The sequence below is a fragment of the Streptomyces sp. NPDC020731 genome (assembly GCF_044334705.1).
GTDB lineage: Bacteria > Actinomycetota > Actinomycetes > Streptomycetales > Streptomycetaceae > Streptomyces.
Genome location: NZ_JBIRTN010000027.1, coordinates 1 through 22,361, shown reverse-complemented (window position 1 = coordinate 22,361; position 22,361 = coordinate 1). Strand labels below are relative to the sequence as shown.

At 70.1% G+C, this 22,361-nt stretch carries 17 protein-coding genes and 1 pseudogene; 6 read left to right on the top strand and 12 right to left on the bottom strand.

All coding sequences use genetic code 11. From position 1 onward, the window contains the following. Positions 1-33: 33 nt before the first annotated feature. From ACH4VX_RS32470 to ACH4VX_RS32435, 8 genes are all read right to left on the bottom strand, one after another. Complete coding sequence (locus ACH4VX_RS32470; protein WP_398372525.1) at positions 34-4,842, bottom strand: SAV_2336 N-terminal domain-related protein; 4,809 nt, start codon at positions 4,840-4,842, stop codon at positions 34-36. After that, positions 4,842-5,933, bottom strand: coding sequence for an AAA family ATPase (locus ACH4VX_RS32465; protein WP_398372524.1), 1,092 nt, complete (start codon positions 5,931-5,933; stop codon positions 4,842-4,844). Before ACH4VX_RS32465 ends, ACH4VX_RS32470 begins: the two co-directional genes overlap by 1 nt. Continuing rightward, positions 5,933-7,888 carry a trypsin-like peptidase domain-containing protein gene (locus ACH4VX_RS32460; protein WP_398372625.1) on the bottom strand — a complete coding sequence of 652 codons (1,956 nt, stop codon included), beginning with the start codon at positions 7,886-7,888 and terminating at the stop codon, positions 5,933-5,935. Before ACH4VX_RS32460 ends, ACH4VX_RS32465 begins: the two co-directional genes overlap by 1 nt. 65 nt (positions 7,889-7,953) lie before the next feature. After that, positions 7,954-8,337: a CU044_2847 family protein gene (locus ACH4VX_RS32455; RefSeq protein ID WP_398372522.1), complete on the bottom strand. Its 384-nt coding sequence runs from the start codon at positions 8,335-8,337 to the stop codon at positions 7,954-7,956. A gap of 512 nt (positions 8,338-8,849) precedes the next feature. Then, positions 8,850-9,275 carry an OsmC family protein gene (locus ACH4VX_RS32450; protein WP_398372520.1) on the bottom strand — a complete coding sequence of 142 codons (426 nt, stop codon included), beginning with the start codon at positions 9,273-9,275 and terminating at the stop codon, positions 8,850-8,852. A 474-nt stretch (positions 9,276-9,749) separates the two neighbouring features. Then, on the bottom strand, positions 9,750-11,009 hold the full coding sequence (locus ACH4VX_RS32445) for an RNA polymerase sigma factor (RefSeq protein ID WP_398372518.1): 1,260 nt from the start codon (positions 11,007-11,009) through the stop codon (positions 9,750-9,752). Beyond that, positions 11,006-11,377, bottom strand: coding sequence for a YciI family protein (locus ACH4VX_RS32440; protein ID WP_398372516.1), 372 nt, complete (start codon positions 11,375-11,377; stop codon positions 11,006-11,008). The genes ACH4VX_RS32445 and ACH4VX_RS32440 overlap by 4 nt, the downstream gene beginning before the upstream one ends. A 42-nt stretch (positions 11,378-11,419) precedes the next feature. Continuing rightward, positions 11,420-12,061 (bottom strand): DUF998 domain-containing protein, encoded by a 642-nt coding sequence (locus ACH4VX_RS32435; protein ID WP_398372514.1) that lies wholly within the window; start codon positions 12,059-12,061, stop codon positions 11,420-11,422. A gap of 150 nt (positions 12,062-12,211) precedes the next feature. Between ACH4VX_RS32435 and ACH4VX_RS32430 the strand changes: the two genes are divergently transcribed. Next, positions 12,212-12,637, top strand: coding sequence for a hypothetical protein (locus ACH4VX_RS32430; protein WP_398372512.1), 426 nt, complete (start codon positions 12,212-12,214; stop codon positions 12,635-12,637). 374 nt (positions 12,638-13,011) lie between these two features. On the opposite strand, the pseudogene ACH4VX_RS32425 reads toward ACH4VX_RS32430, so the two are convergent. The 4 genes and pseudogenes from ACH4VX_RS32425 to ACH4VX_RS32410 all read right to left on the bottom strand — a co-directional run. Further along, positions 13,012-13,593 (bottom strand): annotated as a pseudogene (locus ACH4VX_RS32425) (IS701 family transposase); the annotation flags it as partial. A 90-nt stretch (positions 13,594-13,683) separates the two neighbouring features. Beyond that, positions 13,684-14,223: a GNAT family N-acetyltransferase gene (locus ACH4VX_RS32420; protein ID WP_398372510.1), complete on the bottom strand. Its 540-nt coding sequence runs from the start codon at positions 14,221-14,223 to the stop codon at positions 13,684-13,686. A 267-nt stretch (positions 14,224-14,490) separates the two neighbouring features. Further along, positions 14,491-15,882, bottom strand: a complete 1,392-nt coding sequence (gene pntB / locus ACH4VX_RS32415; protein ID WP_398372508.1) for a Re/Si-specific NAD(P)(+) transhydrogenase subunit beta — start codon at positions 15,880-15,882, stop codon at positions 14,491-14,493. Between the two features lie 7 nt (positions 15,883-15,889). Next, on the bottom strand, positions 15,890-17,437 hold the full coding sequence (locus ACH4VX_RS32410) for a Re/Si-specific NAD(P)(+) transhydrogenase subunit alpha (protein ID WP_398372506.1): 1,548 nt from the start codon (positions 17,435-17,437) through the stop codon (positions 15,890-15,892). 923 nt (positions 17,438-18,360) lie between these two features. Between ACH4VX_RS32410 and ACH4VX_RS32405 the strand changes: the two genes are divergently transcribed. The 5 genes from ACH4VX_RS32405 (at position 18,361) to ACH4VX_RS32385 (ending at position 21,593) form a co-directional block, all read left to right on the top strand. Beyond that, positions 18,361-18,930, top strand: coding sequence for a hypothetical protein (locus ACH4VX_RS32405; RefSeq protein ID WP_398372505.1), 570 nt, complete (start codon positions 18,361-18,363; stop codon positions 18,928-18,930). Positions 18,931-19,177: 247 nt separating this feature from the next. Further along, a complete protein-coding gene (locus ACH4VX_RS32400) occupies positions 19,178-19,636 on the top strand; it encodes a DUF4383 domain-containing protein (protein WP_398372503.1) in 459 nt (152 codons plus the stop codon). Positions 19,637-19,809: 173 nt separating this feature from the next. After that, positions 19,810-20,049, top strand: coding sequence for a hypothetical protein (locus ACH4VX_RS32395; RefSeq protein ID WP_398372501.1), 240 nt, complete (start codon positions 19,810-19,812; stop codon positions 20,047-20,049). A gap of 429 nt (positions 20,050-20,478) precedes the next feature. After that, entirely contained in the window at positions 20,479-20,805 is a 327-nt protein-coding gene (locus ACH4VX_RS32390; RefSeq protein WP_398372499.1) for a hypothetical protein, read from the top strand. A gap of 74 nt (positions 20,806-20,879) precedes the next feature. Then, positions 20,880-21,593 (top strand): VOC family protein, encoded by a 714-nt coding sequence (locus tag ACH4VX_RS32385; RefSeq protein WP_398372497.1) that lies wholly within the window; start codon positions 20,880-20,882, stop codon positions 21,591-21,593. Positions 21,594-22,361 lie beyond the last annotated feature (768 nt).

Below are 22,361 nucleotides of genomic sequence, written 5' to 3'. Positions count from 1 at the left end.
GCCGTCAGCCCCACCGGCACCACGCTTCGAAGGTCAGCGGGTGGGTGAGTCGTCGAGGACGGCGGCCCGGGTGCGGACCTGGGCGGCTTCGTCCGGAGCGTTGGCGCGGGTGAAGGCGTCGGCGGCCTGGAGGTAGGCGGCGCGGGCCTCGGCGGGGCGGCGGGCGGCCTCATGGGCTCGGGCCAGGTTGTGGAGGGTCCGTCCCTCGCCGTACCGGTCCTCGAATCCTCGGAAGAGCTCCAGGGACCTTCCGTACGCCTCGGTCTCCTCATCCACCCGGCCCGCCTCGCGCAGGGCCATGCCGAGGTTGTTCCACGCCCTGCCCTCGCCGTGGCGGTCCCCGACCGCCCGGTACAGGTCGCGGGCCCGGGTGTGGGCGTCGATCGCCTCCCCCGCCCGGCCCGCCTCGCGCAGGGCCATGCCGAGGTTGTTCCACGCCCTGCCCTCGCCGTGGCGGTCCCCGACCGCCCGGTACAGGTCGCGGGCCCGGGTGTGGGCGTCGATCGCCTCCCCCGCCCGGCCCGCCTCCCCCAGGACGACGCCGAGGCTGTTCCACGCCATGGCCTCGCGGTCACGGTCTCCGACGGTCTGGTACAGGTCGCGGGCCCGGGTGTGGGCGTCGATCGCCTCCCCCGCCCGGCCCGCCTCCCCCAGGGCGCTGCCGAGGTTGTTCCACGCCATGGCCTCGCCCAGCCGGTCCCCGACACGCTGCGCGGCCTTCCGCGCGGCCTCCGCGACGGCGATCCAGTCGTCGAAGTACCGCCGCCAGGCCAGGTACTCCCCCAGACACAAGGCCAGCCGCAACGCCGCGCCCGCGAACCGCTCCTCCCGCCCCCACCCCACCGCCGCGACCAGACCCGCCCGCTCCCCGTCCAGCCACGCCAACGCCTGCCCCCGGTCCCCGAACCGCTCCGGCTCCGCCATTCCCGGCAGCCACCGCAACCGGTCATCGGCCGCATCCGCCCACCGCACGTAGAACCCCAGCACCCGCTCCCGCGCCGCCTCCCCCTCCTCCCGCAACCCCGCGTCCCCCGCCACCACATCCGCCCCGAACACCCGCACCAGGTCGTGCAACCGCCACCACCCGCGCTCACCCTCCCTCTCCACGAGGTGCGCACGGGCCAATTCCCTGAGGTCGCGCATCGGAGGTTCCGCGGCGCCGACCAGCGCGGCGACGACCTCGTCGCTCACCTCAGGCCCCGGCGCGAGAGCGAGCAGGCGCAGCAGCCGCGCGGGCTCGGGCGGCAGTCGGCGGTAGGAGAGCTCGAAGGCGGCGCGGACGCTGCGCTCACCGCCGTCGAGGTGGTCGAGGCGGTCGTGGGACTCGGCCAGTTCCGCCACGAGTTCGGTCACCGGCTTGCCCGGGTCCTCCGCCAGCAGCGCGGCCGCGATCTGCAGGGCCAGCGGGAGGTGCCCGCACAGGCCGGCGAGCCGCTCGGCCATGTCGGGGTCGTCGGCCACCCGGCTGTCGTGCGGGTCGGCGATGCGCAGGGCACGGTCGAGGAGTTCGTACGACTGTCGCGGGCTGAGCCGGTCCAGGGAAATGAACCGCGCGCCCAATTGGGGCAGCCGGTGGCGTGACGTGACCAGGACGTGGTGCCGGGAGCCGCCCGGCAGGAGGAGCCGTACCTGCTCCGATGAGGAGGCGTTGTCGGCCAGGACCAGCACCGCGCCGCGCTCCTGGGCCCGCGCGGCCAGCGTCGAGCGGTAGAGCGCCGCCCGCTCGTCCGTCGTGGTGGGGATGTGTTCCGGCGGGGTGCCCAGGGCGCGCAGCAGGGCCTGGAGGGCACGGTCGGCGGTGACGGGCTCGCGGTCGTAGCCGTGCAGGTCGATGAAGAGGACCCCGCCGGGGAACCAGCCCCGTTCACGGGCCAGGTGCGCGGTCTCGACGGCCAGCGCGGTCTTGCCGATGCCGCCGAGACCGGACACGGCGGCGACGAGGGTCGCCGCCGACCCGGAGGACTGCGCGCCGGCCGGGTCCAGCGCGCCCAGCAACACGGCCGTCTCCTCCTCCCGCCCGGTGAACCCGCCGGGCCTCGGCGGCAGGCCGGCCATCGCCTCCGGGTCGGCGGCCCCGCCCTGCTGGATCACGACCTGCACGCCGACCACCTCGCGCAGGAAGACCCCGCCACGGAAGTCGACGTGGTCGCCGTCGTACCAGGACGTCCCGCTTCCCGGCACGGACCGCTCCATGGCCCGCGCAACGGCACCGGCGACACCCCGCGGATCGGCGGCCAGCAGGTCGGCCACCGCCTCACCCCACTCCCGAACGGCCTCCCGCCGCGCCGGGTCCTGTGCCGCCTCGGCGATCTCCCGGACGGACGCGCCGGCCTCCAGCCCCACCGCCCGCGCCAGCTTCTCCACCGCCCGGCGTCCACCGTCCCCACCCGCGCCCTCGGCCAAGGCCGCCAACAGCGCCGTCATCCCCTGCCCGTTCCGCGTCCCGTCTCCGAGCCGGTGGGAGACCTCCTCATTGCCGTGTCGGGGCCGGTGCTTGCGCAGCACCGCCATCGTGACCGCGACCGCCTGCTCTGCGGCGCGCTCCTGTGAACCGGCGACGTAGGCATCACGCTTGCCGCCATCAGCACGGTCGCTGATGCCCCGGATCACCAGGGCGTCCAGCCGGCCGCTCAGACGGGCTGCCTGGAGCGCACCGGAACCCTCCATCTCGATCGCACCCGCGTCGCTGTAGCTCCTGCGGATGAACCGGGCGATCTCGGACTCGGCGTCCGCCAGGACGATGTCGCCCGTGGCGATCGGCATGAAGTGCGCCCGTACGCCGGGCATGTCCCGCACGGCGGAACGGGCCGCCTGTTCGAGCGCGTGCGAGCCCGGCAGGGCCGTCGGCCGGACCAGGAAGCCCTCCGGCATCTGCTTGCCGCCGTGGATCTCGTACACCCGTGTGCCCACGACGACGTCGCCGATCCCGACGTCGTCCTTCAGACTGCCGGCAATACCGACGAAGAACACGGCCTCGGGGCGCAGCCAGTTGATGAGCCGGGTGGTGAGAGCGGCGGTCCGCTCGGCGCCCATGCCCAGCTCGGCGAGGACGACCTGCCAGGCAGTACCCGGTAGCCGGCCTTCTTCGGCCCGGGTTCCGTCAGGGTGGACCAGCTCCCGCCGCTCCATGACGTGCGCGCGGACGGCGGCGTATTCGAGGGGGAGTGCGGTCAGGACGAGAACGGTGGATCGTGCTGTCGGCTCAGCAGGTCGTGGTGCCGGCTCCGTCACCACGTCCGGCATCACCGGCTCACGCGGTACCACCGGCGCCGGACGTCCGCCTTGTCGCCGGCGTACCAGGTTGTGGACCTCTGCCCAGTGCCGCGCGCCCGCCGGGAGGGTGAGCGTTCCCTCGAGGTCGGGCACAGCGGCCGTGAAGCGAGCACTGATCGCCGGGGCGTTGCGCTTCAGGTAGGCGGAGATCGTGGCGATCACTTCGTCGGCCTCGTCCCGGCGGATGGTGCTCAGCAGGCGCTCCCTCGCACCCGGAACGAACTCATAGGCCTGGCCCAGCACCTCGTCGGTGCGGGCGCCGCCGTGCACTGTCCGGAGGAGTCCGCTGTAGACGATCTCCGCCAGGTCGGACAGGGGACTGTCCGGCAGCATCGCGGACTGCACCGCACGCATTACCGCCAGATTGAGCGGGACAGCCGCGAGGTACGCGGCAAGACGGAAGACGTCGGGTTGCGCCTGGGCCCGGAAGTCGTCGAACGTGACGTCCCGTCCGGACACCTCGTTCACGTCGAGCGCTCCGGGGCCGGACCGTGAGAGTGCCGCGGACGCGGGCAACAGCACCGCGGCCGCGTCGAACGCGGCGGGTTCCGCGATCGCGTGCGCCCAGGGGGCAAGCCACTCAGGGCTGACCCCCAACACCGGTACGGGAACAGCACCAAGCTTCGGGCCGTCCGAACGCAGGCCGTAACCGGCGTACAGCAGGGTGGAGTTGGCCCCTCCCGCTTCCGTGCTGCGAAAGCGCCCCGGCTCCGGCGCCAGGGCCGTCCGCTCCCAAGCGTGCTCAGGCAGTGTCTGGAGTATCGCCGTCGGACCACTGGCTGCCCACTTCCGCAGCGCTCCGCGCAGCATGTCGGACCCCCAAGCCGGCGCCACGCCGTCAGTGAGGACGAGGGTGATCGTGCGGCCCGTGGAATCGACCGCCGAACTCGTCGAGCGCAGCAAGTGCGGCGGGGTCGCGGCACTGATTCCGAGCCCGGGAGAACCGTCGCTCCGTGCCAGCAAACGGCACAGGCGTACGTCTCGGAACGCGCCGAGCCGTCGGCACAGGGAGCGCAGTTCGCGTGCGAGCGGCTCCCAGAAGACGCCGCTCGCGCTGTACGCGTCCAGGACGATCACGAGGTCGAGCCATCGGTCCTCGGCCGGCGTGAGCACAGGAATCCAGTGGTGGTGCTCGGCGATCCGGGTCACCGTGGCCTCCTCGTCGAGAACCGTGCTCACCGTGGAGGGGACGCGCCGTTTGAGAGGGCGCAGTGCGCGCGCCAGTTCGCGGTGGCGGGGCAACGCGGCCGACCCGCCTACGCGAACCGGCGCCGCCTGTACGGCTTCTGTCTCCGCTCCCTCGTCCGGGGAGCCGTCCCCGGGCAGATAAAGACGTGTAGCTCGGGACTCGGACGGGTCTCTGTCACCGGCCTGTAACGGATCCGGCCCGGGGCCGTCCTCCGTGGTGGACGGAATCAGGTGTTCCCCGGACGGCGGGGGAACCCGCCCGTCCTGCCCGACCCCCTCGGGTAAATGCCGTGCCAGCCAGATGAGTTCGGCCACTTCGCGAGGTGTGGGCGGTTGCTTCGCCGGACAGAGGTCGGCGAGCAGCGAGCCGAATCGCTCCATCACGACTCCGTCGGCACCGTCACATTGAGATGCTGGAACACCAGCGCGGTGAGCCGGTCGAGGCTCGGCGCACCGTCATGTGCCGTACGGCTCACCAGGTAGACGGCGTTGAGGAGCTGGTCGGTGGCCAACTCGCCCGACGCGGCGTGGCTGAGGAACCTGCTGATGACTTCGTCGGCGTCCTCAACGGCGGTGGGGAGATGTGCCCGCACAATGGTCCGCAGCCTTTCGTCGTCGTCGACGGCGGGGAGATGGAGCCGGACGCAGCGACGGAGGAACGCGGGCGGGAACTCACGCTCGCCGTTGCTCGTCAGGATGACGAAGGGGAACGTGTGGCAGCGTACTGTGCCGCGCACGACCGTGACCCGGGCGCCGTCGTCGGCCGGGCGGACCCGGACCCTGGGCTGCTTGTCGGCGACCCTGGAGAGTTCCGGGATCTCGAACATGCCTTCCTCGAAGACGTCGAGGAGATCGTTGGGCAGGTCGATGTCGCTCTTGTCGATCTCGTCGATGAGCAGGACGCGCGGCAATGCGTACGGCGCCAGAGCCGTGCCGAGCGGTCCGAGCCGCAGATAGCGCCCGACGTCCGTACCGTGCTCCGCCTCCGCGGCCGGGAATGTGGTGGCACTTTTTCCGGCGGTGCTTCCCTTCCCGCTCGCTTCTGGCACACCGCTTGCAGGGTCTCGGGCCGCGCGGGTGACTCCGGCGTCCTCCAGCCGGCCCAGCGAGTCGTACTGGTACAGACCGTCACGCAATCCGGTCTTGCTGTTGATCGGCCAGCGCAGCACCGTGCCCAACTTCAGTTCACGAGCTACCGCATACGCCAGCGTGGACTTTCCGACGCCGGGATCGCCCGTCACCAACAGCGGGCGGCGCAGGTACAGGGCCGTGTTGACCGCCTCGATGGTGCGTTCCTCGGCCTTGTACGCGTCGCCTCTCGGGAGCCGCCGGTCCCCGGGAGTCTCGGCGTTCCGGTCGAACGGGGTGACCTCACCGGCGTGCTCGAAGTCCCGCCACGGCGGCGGATCCGGCAAACGGTCGATGCCGTCGTGCGGCTCGCGCACACCTTGGTAGATCCGCCACTCGCTCATCAGGAGCGTCCTTCCTGGGCCGGGGTCAGAGGAGACCGAGGGATCTGGCGTCCGGGGTCGTCCCACAGCAGGACGATGTCGTCACCGAGATGCCCTTCCCTCTTCGGGGGCTTCTGCGCATCGATGCGCAACTGGCGGATCCTCTCGGGGAGTTCGTCTCGCCGCGTGTCGTCCAAGGTGGCACACAGTTCGGCGAAGAACCCGTTGCCGGGGCAGGCCCGCCTGTCCGGCGCCCCGCATCGGGCGCCGTCGTCACGCTCGCAGACCGGGCTGCCCCGCCGCCACACCATCATCGGCACTCCGGACGCGACGGCCACTTGGTAGGCGTCCGAGACCGGCTGCGACTGCGGAGAACCAGCGAGCGCGAGCGCGGCCAATGTCGGATCGCTGTCGAACGAGGCATCCAGCGCGGCCTGATGCTGATCACCCCGACCGCACACGCACACCATCATCTCGCTGACCGCCTTGCCGTCCAGCTGCTGCCAGCGCTCAGCCCATGCCGCGTGCAACGCGGGCGCCTCGTGCCGCTCAAGCGGCCGGACCACCACACGCTGTTTGCGGCCCAGTGAGAACCAGGGCAACTGCGGCCAGAGCGAAAGATCGGCGAAGCCTTCGTCGAGTACCTCTTTCGGGAGGATCAACTCGATCAGACCGGGTCGGGTGGCCCCGCCCATGATCTCGATCTGTTCGGGCAGCAGCGCCGCCAGACGCTCGACCGCCTGGTTCAGGGGAAGCGCGTCCGACTCCGGGGCGGCCGGATCGATGTCGTTCGCCGAGCGGTAGCGCCATACCCTGACGTGGTACAGCCGCCGGTCGCGCATCGAATGGCGAATCCTGCCGATGATCGATGCCTGGGCTTCCGACGCGGCCCCCTGGGCCAGACGCTGCTGGACCTTTTCGCCGAGCCCGAGCCTGCCCGCTGTGATCAGCACCAGGTCGCGCAACTGCTGCACGGCTCCCTGACAGGCTGGATCCGTCACGCCCTGACGAGCGAGATCGGCGGCGAAGGCCAGCTCGTAGGGCAGTTGACCGGCCTCGGGCGGCATCTGGGCGGCCAGCTCGGTGAAGACGTCACGGTGGTCCAGTAGCGGATACGACTCGGGCTCGCGGGCACCTTCGACGGCTGCGGCGAAGAACGCGGCGCGGTGGCTGCTCGTACTGGACGGTTTCGTGTCGAATCCGCCTTCGACGCCTGTCCGGTGGGCCGGCAAGGGGTTCTCGTCCATCGGCTCCATCGGCAGCCGAGAGAAGATCGCCAGCAGTTGTCGTTCCTCGGCGGGGCCGAGCACCGGGTCGAGACCCTCACCGGCCCCTCCCGAGCCGTGCCCGATGAGGCCGTCGGACAGCCGGGCCCACCGGTCGTCCTGCCCGTGGAACACGTCATGTGCCCGTATGAGGGCGCGGTAGACCTCCACGTCCAGCAGCCTCAGTGCGCTCACGGGGGTACCGAGACCTCCCATGGAGGTGTTCCGCAGCCTGGTGGCCTTGACGATCGCGCAGACGCCACCGGACTCGTGGTTCAGTACCGGGCCGCCGGACAGCCCCTTGTTGACCTCGCCGCCCACCAACTCCAGCATCGAGCCGCCCTGCAGCTTCGTGGTGCCCCCGCGGGTGAGGGCGGCGGAGCGCTCGGACGCCTTTCCGGACTCGTAGATGTCGGAGAAGCCGATCGCGGTCAGAGGGGCGTCGCGCGAAGGAGGCATGGTGTCCAGCCAGACGCATGGATGATTCGTGGGTGCGTCGGGAAGTCGTACCACGGCCAGATCCGGATAGGGCCACAAGTCCCGGCCCTTGGGCGGGGCCGACGCGGTCAACACGAATCCTTCGAACTCCGTGTCGTTCCAGAAGACGGGTAACCGAGTGCCTGTCCGCACCCCGGCCACATGGGCGCAGGTCACCACGTAACCCGGGGCGACGAAGAAACCCGCCCCCTGCGACGCTCCGTGGACACGCACGCGGCAGGTGCCCAGGTGTTCTTGGAGAAGTGACAACGGCGAGGGCCTGCGCACAGCGTGTGGCCTCAGTCCTGAGCCCGTGGCACCGGGGGTACGGCCGGGGGCTGGGCCGGCTGCGGTGGCACCACCGGTGTGACAGTGGAGGGCTCGCCCTTCCAGCTCAAGGTCACCTTGAACGCCGCCTTGCCGCTGCCACCTGCCAGGGCGGCGACAAGGCCGTTCCCGCCGGCAGCCAGTTCCAGACCGAACTCGACACTGACCTCGTCGGGGTGGGCCTTCGCCACGGCGTTGCGCACATTGGAGGCGACGGCCTGGAGGGATTCCTGGAACCCCTCGAGTCTTTCCGTGATCCGCTCGCCGAGACCGGAGTCGCTGGGCCCGTCACCCTCATCAACCGTGGCCCAGATGACCTGCTCATCCGGCATCTGCAAGCGCACGAGCTGCGACATGGCTCCCCCTCATTTGCCACCTTTGGCAGATCACATGGTACGAGCAGCGTGTCGGATCCGTGGACCGATCACGCCGAATCGCTTCGGTGCCCTGAGCGCGGCGACCACCCGGGACAGATGTGCCGATCGCGGGAGAACCGGGGCCACGGCGCTCGCCTTCACCCACCGGGCACTCGCAACGGGCCGCTCGGTGGGACGCAACCAGGCCGCCGTCCCCCTGGGCGAGGGCTTCCCGGGTGCCGCGCACTCACCGTCCACGGGGTCGTGATCACCACCGACACGGACGTCGCGGGCTGGAAGTCCAGGGCTCTCGACGGGATCCTCTCGAAATCCTCGTGCGGCCCCGGAATCGTGTGCCGGGGCACGTCACCGGGGGGACGGCGGTGGCGCGGTCGGTCGCGGCGGAGGGGCCGAACTCACGGCAACTCACGGCAACTCACGGCAACTCACGGCAAGGGATACCGCGCGCCCCCGCGGCGCGCGGTATCCCGACGGACATCGTCCAGTCCGGTTCAGACGAGTTTGGCCGAGAGCGTGATCGTCGTGCCCAACAGGGCCTTGCTGATCGGGCAGTTGGCCTTGGCGTCCTGCGCCGCGGTGACGAACGCGTCGTCGTCGATGCCGGGAACGGTGCCCTCGACGGTGAGGTGGATGCCGGTGACGCCCTCGCCGGGCCGGAACGTCACGTCGGCGGAGGTGACGAGCTCGGTGGGCGGGGTGCCCGCTTCCTTGAGGCCGTGCGACAACGCCATGGAGAAGCAACTGGAGTGGGCCGCGGCGATCAGCTCTTCCGGGCTGGTCCTTCCGTTCGCCTGCTCGGCGCGCGACGGCCACGACACCGGCTGGTCGCCGATGCCGGAGGAGTCGAAGGTGACGACGCCGTTGCCGTCGAGCAGGTCGCCTTCCCGGACGGTGTGTGCTGAGCGCTTGGTTGCCACGATGGGTCCTTTTCTTTTGCGGTGCGTAGAGGGAAGCGAAAGGGAACCCGATGTTCCGGCTGTTGCCCGTGCGACCGGTCGTTCCACCCGGACCGCGCGCGGCCCGGCGGCCGGGCCCGTGCTCCGCCTCCGCAGATTCTGCTGGGGACCCGGCCGGCGGACATCGGCTGATCGACCTATGCCACCGGTCCTCCTGCATCGGCGGGGAACGTCGTGAACAGCGGGTGCGCACCGGGTCGGAGGCGGTGGAGAACCGTGCGCCCACGTGTTCGCGGCCAGGACGTCGTAAGCCCGCCCCAGGAGCAGCGCCGGCGTGCGGTCCCACAGTTCGGCCAGTGTCAGCGGCTGGGGGCCGGCTCGCTCGATGCCGCCCTCGTGGCCCCGGTGTCCGGGCCAGGACTTCAGGGCCGGAACGTCCTGGTCAGCATCGCCGAGGCGTCGTCGGCAGCGGCCGGGGACCGGACGTCGGATCGATCAGGTGAGGCGGTCGGCTTCGTCGAGCAGGTACCGGCGCTCGACCTGGTTGCCGGTCAGGGTGGCCGCCTCGCGGTACAGCGTCGTGGCCCCGGCAGTGTCACCGGTCATCTGCACCAGGTGGGCGCGCACCGCCCGTTCCCGTTGCCGGGTGAGAGGGTTCTGGTCCAGTCCGTGGCGCCGGTTGAGATCGTCGAGCAGCGCCAGTCCCCGGGCCGGCCCGAAGGCCTGGGCCACCGCGACCACCCGGCTCAGCCGTACCGGTGCGGTCGGGGTGAGGCGCTCGAGCCACAAGTACAGCATGGCGATCTGCGGCCAGTCCGTGCGCTGCGGAGCCGCGGCGGCGGCGTGCAAGGCCGCGATCGCTGCCTGGAGCTGGTACGGACCCGTCTCGCCCCGGTTCCAGACCCTGTCGATCAACTCGGTGCCCTCACGGATGAGATCGCGGTTCCATCGGGTCCGGTCCTGCTCGTCCAGTGGCAGAAGTCCGCCATCATCGCCTGTGCGGGCCGCGCGCCGCGACTCGGTGAGCAGCATCAGCGCCAGCAGGCCGGTCACCTCTTCGTCGTCGGGCATGGTGCCGGCAAGAGTCCGGGCCAGCCGGATCGCCTCACTGGTCAGGTCGATGCGGGCGAGTTCGTCGCCGGTGGATGCCGTATAGCCCTCGTTGAAGATCAGATAGAGCACCCGCATGGCGGCGCTCATCCGGCTGTGCCGGTCGGCGGCGGTGGGCAGAGCGAAGTGGGCTCCGGCCCGGGTGAGTTGCTGTTTGGCGCGACTGATCCGCGTCCCCATGGTGGTTTCAGACGTCCCGTAGGCGTGCGCGATCTCCGCGGTCGTCAGACCGCCGACCGCGCGCAGTGTGAGCGCCACCTGGGAGGCGTGGCTCAGCGCCGGGTGACAGCAGAGGAGCAGCAGGGTGAGGCCGTCGTCGGTCTCCCGCGGAGGGCTTGGCCGGCGCTCCGTTTCACCCATGGCCAGTTCGGCCATTCCGACTTCCCACTCGCGCCGGTACCGGGCCTGGTCCGACCGGAGCAGGTCGACCATACGCCGGTAGCCGATCCGGATCAGCCAGCTGCGCGGATCCTCCGGTACGCCCTCGGCCGGCCACGTCCGGCTCGCCGCCAGCAACGCTTCCTGTACCGCGTCCTCGGCGGTGTCGAAGCGGCCGAAGCGTCGCACCAACGCGCCGAGCACCTGCGGCGCTTCAGCACGCAGCAGATTCTCGACGTCCATGGTCATGTCCGGCCCGCCGGTCATGCCGTGAAGTCCTCGCTCATGATCGGCCGGATCTCGATCGGCTCGCCCAGCACCTCCACGATTCGCGAGGCGATCTCCACAGCCCGTTCCCGGTCGGCCACGTCGATCACGGCGAAGCTGGCCAGGACTTCCTTCAGCTCGGCGAACGGTCCGTCGGTCGCCGTCATTCCGTCCGGTGTCCGGTGGACCGTGGTGCTGACCGCCGGGTGGCCCAGGCCCTCGGTGCTGACAAGTTCACCGGTGCCGATCAGCTCCTGCTCGAACCTCTGATAGACGGCGAACGAGGCCAACGCCTCCGGGGACGGGGCATCGGCGGTCGCGGCGTCCCAGGCGGCGGCCGATGTGTAGCCGAGCAGCAGAAACTTCACAAGGGTTCCCCCTCCGTCTTGTCCGGGTGATGGTAGAGCAGGTCAGAGGGTGCGCCGCAGGGAACTGGCAACGGCGGTTGTCCAGGTGAAGGCGACCAGACCGTTCACGGCGATCTGGATACTCATGTGGTCCGGTGACATGGGCAGGACCAGGACGAACGCGGCAGCGCCGTTCAGTACAGCCGGGAGTACCGCCCGGCGGCGCACACACCGTACGGTCAGGACGATGGCGGCGATGGCCAGTGCCGTGAAGGCGGTGGCGGCCGAGGCCGAGTGCACGACGCTGTGCCAGGACATCCGGGCGGCCGGCCGGTCCGGGGTACCGGCCGGGAAGCCGTTCTCCGGATCCATGGTGAACAGACCGGCGACGATCAGCCCGACGCCGAAAATCCCGACGCAGACCGGGAGCACCCGCTGCCCGAACCCCCCGCGGAGAGTGCGCCTGATACCGGCGGCCAGTGCGAGACCGCCGAGCCCCGCGAGCACGAATGTCGCGATCTGGATCCAGCCGAGGCCGCCGGTGGCGAGCTGGCTGATCGGGTGCCGGGCAATGTCGAAGCCCGCACGGGTGACCATCTGGATGACGGCCGAGGCGGCGAAGACCGGCCCGGCGAGGGCTCCGGCGGCCAGCAAGCGGTCCGAGGTGCGGGCGGTGGGAACAGCGGGAACGGCGGGGGCGGTCATGACTTCCTCCTTGGCGGGTTCTCGCGGCTACCTCGTTGCCGGTTCCGGGATCTCGACACGCCAGCAATGTGACTCACGTCACATACATCGGGTGTCGAGAACAGGCGGGCGGCTCCGAGGTAACCGCGAGAACCCAGCGAGGAGGACGAGATGTCTGAGACCAACCTGCCGAGCGCCGAACTGAAGGCCCTGGACCGCCTGGTCGGCACCTGGGCGGTTACCGGCGGAGCCGAGGGAACCGTGCGGTACGAGTGGATGCCCGGCCGGTTCTTCCTGATCCAGCACGTTGAACTCACCCAGTTCGGCGAGCCTGTCACCGGCATGGAACTGATCGGGAATCTCCGCCCGTTCGGCGAGCCGGCCGGCGCGGACGTGGTGTCGCGGTACTACGACTCGAACGGCAACACCTTCGACTACGTCTACGAACTGGCCGGCGACAAGCTGACCATCTGGGCCGGCACGAAGGGCAGCCCGGCCTACTACGAGGGCACGTTCAGCGTCGACGGCACCACGGCGACCGGCGATTGGGTCTACCCGGGCGGGGGCGGATACACCTCGACCATGACGCGGATCTGAAACTCGGCCCGCAGCAGAAAGGATCGGGCGGCCTGGTCGCATGGCGACGATCCAGGGTGGGTCGTCGCCATGCGGTGGGCTGAAGTCGACGTCCGGATGCGGCTCGTACGCCTCGGGCCGAGGGCCGTTCGTGGGTGGAGTGCTCACCGAAGCAGCTACGCCGTCAACCGCAACAACGGCCCCGCCCGCCGGGCAACGAGTCGAGAACGAGGAGCCCGCAGAGCATCACCAGCAGGCCGACAGGCATGACCCATCGCCAGAAGCAGCGTCGGACGAGCGTCGACATGACTTCCCACTGTCCCCACGACGATCAGGCCGGCGGACCCTCCATCCAGCACGACCTCTACAGAACCGCAGGTCAGAGGCGCTCATCGTTCCAGCGCGGACCGCAGCTTCGGGTTGCCGCCGTAGACCTCGTCGCCTGCGGCCCGGCTCACGCGGTGTCCGGCGTCAAGGAACCGGCCGATCATGCGGGCGGCCGGCTCCGGCTTGATCGCGAAGACGGTGCCCTCACCCAGTCCCGCTGCCCGGCAGCGGTCCGGGCCGCACGTCCACGAGCGCGGGATGCACAGCTCGCGGTCCACTGCCGCGTGCCCGCGGTGACCTGCACAGACGAGGTGGACGGCGACCTGAGCGTTTTCGATCCGCCCTGCGGTGCCGGTGTACTGGCGCTGGACACCCACGGTGTGTGTGCCCTTCTTCACGTCCCCGGTCTCATCGACGATCAGCACCGCGTTCTCGTCGTGCAGATGTTCCAGCACGCATTCGCGTACGGCGTCGGCATCCCACTTGACCCGGCCGAGCAGGTGCTGCATGCCGTCCGGACTGGTCTCCCCGGCCCATTCCGCGGTCGTCCAGCAGTTCTTGCGCGGCAGATCCGACAACAGCCCTCGCGCCGAGCCCCGCACCCGACGCCGGGATTCGACCCGCGCGAACCGGCTCGCCATCCGGGACATCAGGACCTCGAACGCCTCCTGCCAGCGGGCTGGGTCTACGCTGTGCCCAGCGCGGCCACCGCATGATCGTCAGTCTTCACACACCGATGATCAGCGGTGACCGCGGCCTTCCCGCAGCCGGTCCCCCGGCAAGATCGTGTGCACCAGGTCGCGCTGATACCAGGTGCCCGGCTCACCGTCGAGGTGGGCCGGGTCAGCGGGGCCGACGGGGACGAACCCGGCTTTGATCAGCACCTTTCGGGATGCGGCATTCTGGTGGACGGTGGCCGCCCGCAGTGTGCGCAACCGGTACTGGGCCGCCGCCAGTTGGCACAGCTCCCGGACGGTTGCGGTCGCCATGCCTCGGCCGGCGACGCGCTGCGCGACTCGGTAACCGAGTTCCGCAGTGTGGTCTTCGATGTCGACCAGGTTGAACCTGCCGAGTACCGATCCTTCCTCGGCGACGAGCACGTGGAAGGCGCAGATGCCGGCCTCCTGCTCAGCGAGCAAAGCGTTGTACCGGTCGGTGAACTGCTCGAAGAAGTCGTCGCCGCGGTCGGGGACCGAGGCAGCGAAGTAGGCGCGGTTCGCCAGCTCGAAGGCCAGGACCGCCGGGGCATGGCCAGCATGCAGCCGCTGCAGCTCGGGCATGGCCCGACCCTACCCGGGCGGTCCGGCCAAGGTCACCTGGTTTCCTCCAGCGGCGGGCAGCCCCAGGCGACGAAACGGCGCATATGATCGGCTGCTTCCGCGTCCGGCTGCCGCCCGCCGAACACGACCGGCTCGCCGTGGTCGCCGTCCAGGGGGACGCCGTGGAGCCGTTGCCGTCTGCGCGCGCCGTCGGGACCCGCGATGGACGGGAGTGCGAGCGGTGTGCCGGCGCGGTCCCACCACCGCACCGGCACACCGCCGCCTCCCTCAGGCCGGCACCCGCGACAGCGCACCCACTATCTCGTCGACGCGGGTCTTGGCATCACCGAAGAGCATCCGGGAGTTCTCCCGGAAGAAGAGCGGGTTCTGCACGCCGGCGTAGCCGGCGGCCATCGACCGCTTGAAGACCACCACGTTCCTGCTCTCCCACACCCGCAGCACCGGCATCCCCGCGATCGGCGAGTCCGGGTCCTCGGCCGCCGACGGGTTGACGGTGTCGTTGGCGCCGATGACCAGTACGACGTCCGTGTCGGCGAGTTCGTCGTTGATCTCGTCCATCTCCAGGACGATGTCGTACGGCACCTTCGCCTCGGCCAGAAGGACGTTCATGTGTCCGGGCAGACGCCCGGCGACCGGGTGGATGGCGAAGCGCACGTCGACGCCCCTCGCGCGCAGCAGCCGGGTCATCTCCGCGACCGGGTACTGCGCCTGCGCCACCGCCATGCCGTAACCGGGGGTGATGACGACGGACGAGGCCGACAGGAGGAGTTCGGCGGTGTCCTCCGCGGAGATCTCACGGTGCTCGCCGTAGTCCCGGTCACCCGACGGGCCGGCCTCCAGCCCGAAGCCACCCGCGATCACGGAGATGAAGGAGCGGTTCATCGCCTTGCACATGATGTAGGAGAGGTACGCGCCGGAGGAACCGACCAGCGCGCCCGTGACGATCAACAGGTCGTTGCCCAACAGGAATCCGGAGGCGGCGGCCGCCCAGCCGGAGTAACTGTTGAGCATGGAGACGACCACGGGCATGTCGCCGCCGCCGATGGAGGCGACGAGGTGCCAGCCGAGCGCCAGCGCCAGCGCGGTGACCGCTGTCAGCAGCCCGAGCGACGGCGTGATGACGTAGAGCACCGTGAGGATCACGAAGCCGACAAGAGCCCCGACGTTGATGACGTTCTTGCCCGGCAGCATCAGCGGTGCGGACCTCATCCGCGCCGAGAGCTTCAGGAAGGCGACGACGGAGCCGGTGAAGGTGACCGCGCCGATGAAGACGCCGATGAAGACCTCGGCGTGGTGGATGCCGTCGGCGTGCGAGCCACCCTCCAGGTGACCGTTCCAGCCGATCAGCACCGCGGCGAGACCGACGAAGGAGTGCAGCAGCGCGATGAGTTCCGGCATGCCGGTCATCTGCACCCTCCTCGCGCACCAGAGTCCGACGACCGCGCCGGCCGTGACCGCGGCCACGAGGACGATGCCGGAGGTGAGTGAACCGACGTCGGTGACCCGCAGGACCGTGGCCGCGAGCGCGAGCGTCATGCCCGCGACGCCGTAGCCCCAGCCCTGGGACGCGGTGTCGTGCCGGGAGAGCCCGGCGAGCGCCAGGATGAACAGCAGGGCGGCGACCAGGTACGCCGCACTGGAGATCGAGAGGACGTCCATGGTCACCTCACGCCTTCCGGAACATCGAGAGCATGCGGCGGGTGACGGCGAAGCCTCCGAAGATGTTGATCGAGGCGAGCAGCGTGGCGACGCCGGCCAGCGCCAGCACCACGTTGTCGGAGCCCGTCAGCTGAAGCAGCGCACCCACCACGACGATCCCCGAGATGGCGTTGGTGACCGACATCAGCGGCGTGTGCAGCGCGTGGTGCACGTGTCCGATCACGTAGAAGCCGACCACGATCGCCAGTGTCAGCACGGTGAAGTGCTGCGTGATCTCCGAGGGGGCGAAGGCGTTGAGCAGGAACAGCGCCAGCGATCCGGTGCCGACGAGTGCCGTCTTCGCGGTCGCGGAGAGCTTCTTCTCCGCCCTCACCACCTTCTCCCCCGTCTTCTCCGGCTCCTTCGCCGCAGTGGCCGCGGCGGGGGCCGCGGACACCTGCACCGGGGGTGGTGGCCAGAGCACGTCACCCTGGTGGACCACGGTCAGCCCGCGCTGCACGGCGTCCTCGAGATCGACGGTGATCCGCCCGTCCTTGGCGGGAGTGACCAGCTTCATCAGGTTGACCAGGTTGGTGCCGTACAGCTGTGACGACTGCGCCGGCAGACGCGCGGGCAGGTCGGTGTAGCCGATGATCGTCACACCGTTGTCGGTCGTGACGACCTTGTCCTTGACCGATCCCTCGACGTTCCCGCCCTGGGCGGCCGCCATGTCGACGATGACGCTCCCCGGCTTCATGGAAGCGACGTCGGCGGCCGTGATCAGTCTCGGCGCCGGCCGTCCCGGGATCAGAGCCGTGGTGATGATGATGTCCACCTCCGCGGCCTGCTCGGAGTAGATCTCGGCGGCCCGCCGGTCGTACGCCTCGGAGGTCGCCCTCGCGTACCCGTCGGTCGACCGCTCGACCTCGATGTCCACCGGCAGGTACGCACCGCCGAGCGACTTCACCTGGTCGGCGACCTCGGGCCGTGGATCGGTGGCACGGACGACGGCGCCCAGGGAGGCGGCCGCGCCGATCGCCGCCAGACCCGCCACGCCGACGCCGGCGACGAGCACCTTGGCCGGCGGCACCTTGCCCGCCGCGGTCACCTGACCGGTGAAGAACCGGCCGAAGTGGTGCGCCGCCTCGATCACCGCACGGTATCCCGCGATGTTGGCCTGGCTGGAGAGGACGTCCAGCGACTGGGCCCGGGAGATGCGCGGAACCGCGTCCATCGCGAAGGCGTCGACCTTGCGCGCGGCCAACGCCGTGAGCAGGTCTTTGTTGGTCGCCGGCGCGAGCGGGGCGACCAGCGTCGCGCCCTCCTCGAGCCGTTCCACTTCCGGGAGTTCGGGGGCGTTCACCCGGAAGACCAGGTCGGAGCGCCACGCCTCCTCCGCGGTGCCGATCGCGGCACCGGCCCGGGTGTACGCCTCGTCGGTGATGCTCGAGCCCGCACCCGCTCCGGTCTCGATCACCACGTCGTAGCCCAGTCCGGTCAGTTGCCTGACGGTCGCGGGGGTGGCCGCGACCCGGGTCTCCCCGGGTTTGGTCTCCCGGGTCACTCCAATGAGCATGCTCGGCTCTTTCGTCTCGTGGTCACCCATAGGGGTCTGCATGGACGCAATGGCCCGGAGCGCCTCGGCACTCGTACCGAGAACGGTCCGGCTCCGAACTCCGCGGTGACGCCCGGCGATCCGCTCGCAACCGTGGGAGTACGCTAGATCCGCTTCTCGCCGCCGTCGACGTGGTGACGGCATGTACCGCGTCACAGTGCGCCGGTCGCCCCGGTCGGTGAAGGTGGGCACGGCGTCGGTCGTTTCGCGCGTGAAGGAACGGAATGCGCGGCGATCGGCTTCCCGGATGCGCGGACGGCGGCGAACGGGATCTGCGGGACGCGTCATGGACCAACCGCTCCGGACACCTCCGGCCCCATCTCGTCGTGAGTGTGAACCATGCCCTGCGGACGGCGACCGCCCACAGAGGAATATCCCCGTGCGGGCCGGGCAAACCACGGCCGGCCCGGCGCCCCCGGCCCCCGGCCGACAGCGGTCAGCGGTCAGCGGTCAGCGGTCAGCGGTCAGCGGGGTGTCCGCGGACGAACCTCACCCGGCCGTAAGGAGTGCCCCTGCCCGCCGGCATCGACGGCGGTGGTCATGATGTGGCGCGTGCGTACGCGTGCGACAACCGGTGCGTGCGGTCGTGCTCGATGTCCTCGACGGTCAGCCGACGGTTTCATCCGGAGCAGGAGAGGGTGACGAACCCGGCCAGGTCACCGGCAGTCCCACGGGCGACGAAGGTGCGGGAATTCCCCTCGTCCCCGTCATCGCCTTCACACCGCGTGCACTCCGGACGCGTTGGTCCTGCCGCCTTTCCCACGGTGCTGCGCCCGTCCGGGCCAGCCGCGATGGCGGTGGGGCCGGTGCCGGGTGAAGGTGGGGTAGTGCTCGACGTTCCCGTCGGCCTGCCCCCCCGGTTCGTTCTGTGAAGGAGCACCGTCATGTCCGAACGCAACACTCTCATCCGCAGTCTGCACGATGTGGGCCTGGCTGCCTGGTTCGGCGGCTCGCTGATGGGCGCGGTCGGCCTCAACGGCGCGGCCAAGGACGAAGGCGGAAATGATCCGACCGGGGAACGGATCTCTTCGTCGGGATGGGCGAAGTGGACACCGGTCAACGCCGCCGCCATCGGCGCGCATCTGTTCGGGGGCGGCGGGCTGCTCGCTGTGAACGCCCACCGTGTCGCCGCCCAGCAGGGAGTGGCCGCCTCCACCACGGCCAAGACCATCGTCACCGCCGCGGCCCTGGCCGCCACCGCCTACGCCCGCGTCCTGGGCAAGAAGGTCGAACTGGCCTCCTCGACGGACCCGCAGGACGCCGAGAAGGCGCAGAAGCATCCCCTCGACCTCGACAAGGCCCGGCGGCAGCTGGCCCGCGTGCAGTGGGTGGTGCCGGCGCTGACCGGATGTCTGGTGGTGCTCAACGCCCTGCACGGCGAGCAACAGCGTCCCATCGAGCAGATTCCCGGCATGTGGGGGCGGGCCCGCTCCGCGACCCACCTCATGTCGTAGGGCTGCGCCCTCGGGGACGGAGTGCGTCGCCCGCCCGTCAGGCCGGCCCAGCGGCTTCCCCGGGGCGAGTGCCACAAGACGGGCCTGCCGTGACCACCCCGTCGGAGATCGCGCACTCGGGGGCTCGCGGCGTTACGCGCGCACGAGGAGCTGTGCGCCATGTCTCCGACGGCTGCTTGCACCCGCCCACGGCAACGACAGGACCGGACAGCCGATCCCGGTTCCGAACCTGAACGAGGAGAGCGCCATGTCCACTCCCGCGCGGGGGCCACGTACCGCCCGAACACCGGTCCAGCAGGCGGCTCTGCTGGTGGGAGTGGTCTTTCTGCTGGTCGGTGTTCTCGGCTTCATCCCGGGTGTCACCACGGACTACGACACCATGAGGTTCGCCTCCCACCACTCCGAAGCCAGGCTGCTGGGCATCTTCCAGGTGTCGATCCTGCACAGCCTTGTGCATCTGGCCTTCGGTGTGGCCGGGCTGGCGCTGTCCCGCACCGCATCACAAGCCAGGCTCTACCTCCTCGCCGGCGGTGCCGTCTACCTGGTCCTGTGGTTGTACGGACTGCTCATCGACCACGACAGCGCCGCGAACTTCGTCCCCCTCAACACCGCCGACAACTGGCTCCATCTCCTGCTCGGCCTGGGCATGATCGCTCTGGGCGTCCTGCTCACCCGCGGACGCAACGCGACACGGCCTGCTGTGTGACCACCGGAGGCACTCGAGGCCCGGCCCTGGTGCAGCACCGTGGCCATACGGTGCTCGTCCTCGTGGCAACGACCTCGTCTGTTCGGCAGCCCAGGCCGACCGGACCGCCGAACAGTCCGTCAAGGCTGCTCACCGCGCGGCTCGTGCGACCGGGCGACAGCTTCCGCGCTCATATGATCTTGAACGCTTTGTGCAGCGTGCTGCTGATCTCCCTCGTGATGACGGTGGTCGGCACCTGGATCGGCACGCGGCAGATCTCCACCGAGCCCCTCGAGCAGTTCGCGTACCTGTGGCCGCGGAACTGCACCATCGCGTCCCTCGTCGAGGCGCTGCTCGCCCAGCCGGTCGCCCGGCAGGTCATGCGTCGCTATCACCGGCGCGTCGACGCCCGCGCCGCGCTTGCAGCGGCCTGACAGCCACTCCCGGCGCTCGGGGGCCACTGCGCGCCGGTGACCCTCTCGCGAGATCCCTCGACGTGGACGGTGACGGGAGGTGATTGTGAAGCGGGAGGCCGACAAGGAAGGCGTCCCGCCCGGTCGACTCCGCCTGGCCTCCCCCTACGATCCTGATGCGCGGTGGGCGGCCAAGGGCGACGACCTGTTCTGGCTCGGCTACAAGGTCCGCCTCACCGAAACCTGTGACACTCCCGCCGAAGCCGAAGCGCTGCCGTTGCGGCTGATCACAGACGTCCTCACCACCGACGCGACCGTCCCGGACGCGAAGGCCACCCGGCCGGTCCGACAAAACCTCGCCGGCCGCGGCCTGACCCCGGTGAGCACTGCCTCGACGCCGGCTACCCGTCCGCCGACCTCATCCACGACGCCGCCCGCGAGGGCATCACCATGGTCACCCCGGCCCTCCTCGACCACTCACCGCAGGCCAAGGCAGACACCGGGTTCCAGAAGAGCGCCTTCCGCATCGACTGGAAGGCCCGCCGGGCCCGCTACCGCGGCCTGCCCAGGGTCCGCCTCCAGCACGCCTTCTCCGCCACCGCCGTCAACGTCATCCGCCTCGACGCCCACTGGAACCCCCGCCAACCATCCTTCACGCCCCGGACCAGCAGACTCACCCGCCTCAGCCACCAACGCGCAGCCCAAACCCCGAAGGGTGCAGCTCCGGCTCTGGGGCCGCGGAGAACTCGGCTGCAACCGAGGCCGGCCCGCCCATAGGATCCTCGTTCGAGGCGCTGACACGGCGCCCTGCCGACAGCTGGCACTCAACGGACCGAGGATGCGTGGCGCAATTGAGCAGCCGACTCTTCGCAATCTCCTTCGACGCGCACCAGCCCGAGCGCCTGGCGCATTTCTGGTCCGGCGTCCTGGGCTTGGAGAGAGCCGACGATTCTCACGACGGCGTCGCCCTGCTGTCCGGGAACGACGCCGGCTACCGCCTCGGTTTCCGTCCCTCCCCGGCGCAGAAGGTCGCCCAGAACCGGCTGCACTTCGACCTGACCAGCTCCTCCCTGGAGAACCAGCAGGAGACCGTGGCCAGAGCGCTCGACCTCGGCGCGCAGCACGCCGACGTCGGCCAGGGACCGGACGCCTCCCATGTGGTGCTCACCGACCCCGAGGGCAACGAGTTCTGTGTCCTCGAGCCGCACAACAACTTCCTCGCCGGCTGCGGCTTCATCGGAGCGCTCGCCTGCGATGGTTCTCAGGCCGTGGGCTACTTCTGGAGCGAGGCGCTGGGCTGGCCGCTGGTCTGGGACCAGGACGAGGAGACCGCCGTCCAGTCACCGAACGGCGGTACGAAGATCACGTGGGGCGGTCCGCCGCTCATGCCGGACCCCGGCAAGGACCTGCACTTGGACCTCGTGCCGGACGACGATCAGCAAACGGAGGTCGAGCGCCTGCTCTCCCTCGGGGCGAAGCGTCTCGACTCCGCCCACGGTGGGGACGACGCGGTGCTGCTGGCCGACCCCGACGGTAACGAGTTCCGCGTGCTCACGCGCCGGTGAAGCCGGAACCGACACCCAGCCAAATTGCGCAGCAGAGTCTTCAAGTTTCTGCAAAGACAGCCCGCGGGAACGCGCCCTCCAACTGGCACGACCTACACGATCAGCCAGGCGACACCCCGCCAGAACGAGCGTCATGAGCATGATTCCAGCGTCGAAATACCGCCCGTAACGCCCACAACGCGCATAATACACACGCACGAAACCGCAGGTCAGCGGCCCTTCGCGGCCGGTTCAAGGATCGCCACGCACTCCACGTGATGCGTCATCGGAAAGGGCCAGGTCAGAGCGCATTTCTCGGTTCGCCGGCCGGCGGGCGGGCGGGCGCCCAGAGCGTCAAACCAGCGTCATGACCAACAGTCCGTCCTTCCCACTCGGGGCCGGGCAGTGCCCAGCGCCATGCCCTGCGTGAGCCCGCCCGCGTTCACTCCGGACACCGGCTCCCCCATCGTGCCCCGCACCGACTGGACGCCCGCACCGGAGCCCTTGCCCCGTCGTGCCCGAGGCCGCCTTGAGCGCGAGTATGGAACGGCCCGATCACCCACGAACGGGCGACACCACACCATCAGGAACGAGACGCGGCCCTCTCTTACAGCAGCACTCTCTCTCCGTCGCTCACGCGGTGTGCGGTGATGCCCCTCTTCTCGGCAGCGCGGCTGAAGCGTTCGACGATGTCGGGTGTGTCCAGCGAGTGGTGTAACTCGTGGGTTGGTTGTTACCGCTGGGTCGCGGTGAGGCGGCCGTCGAAGGCGATATCGAAGGCTTGGAGGG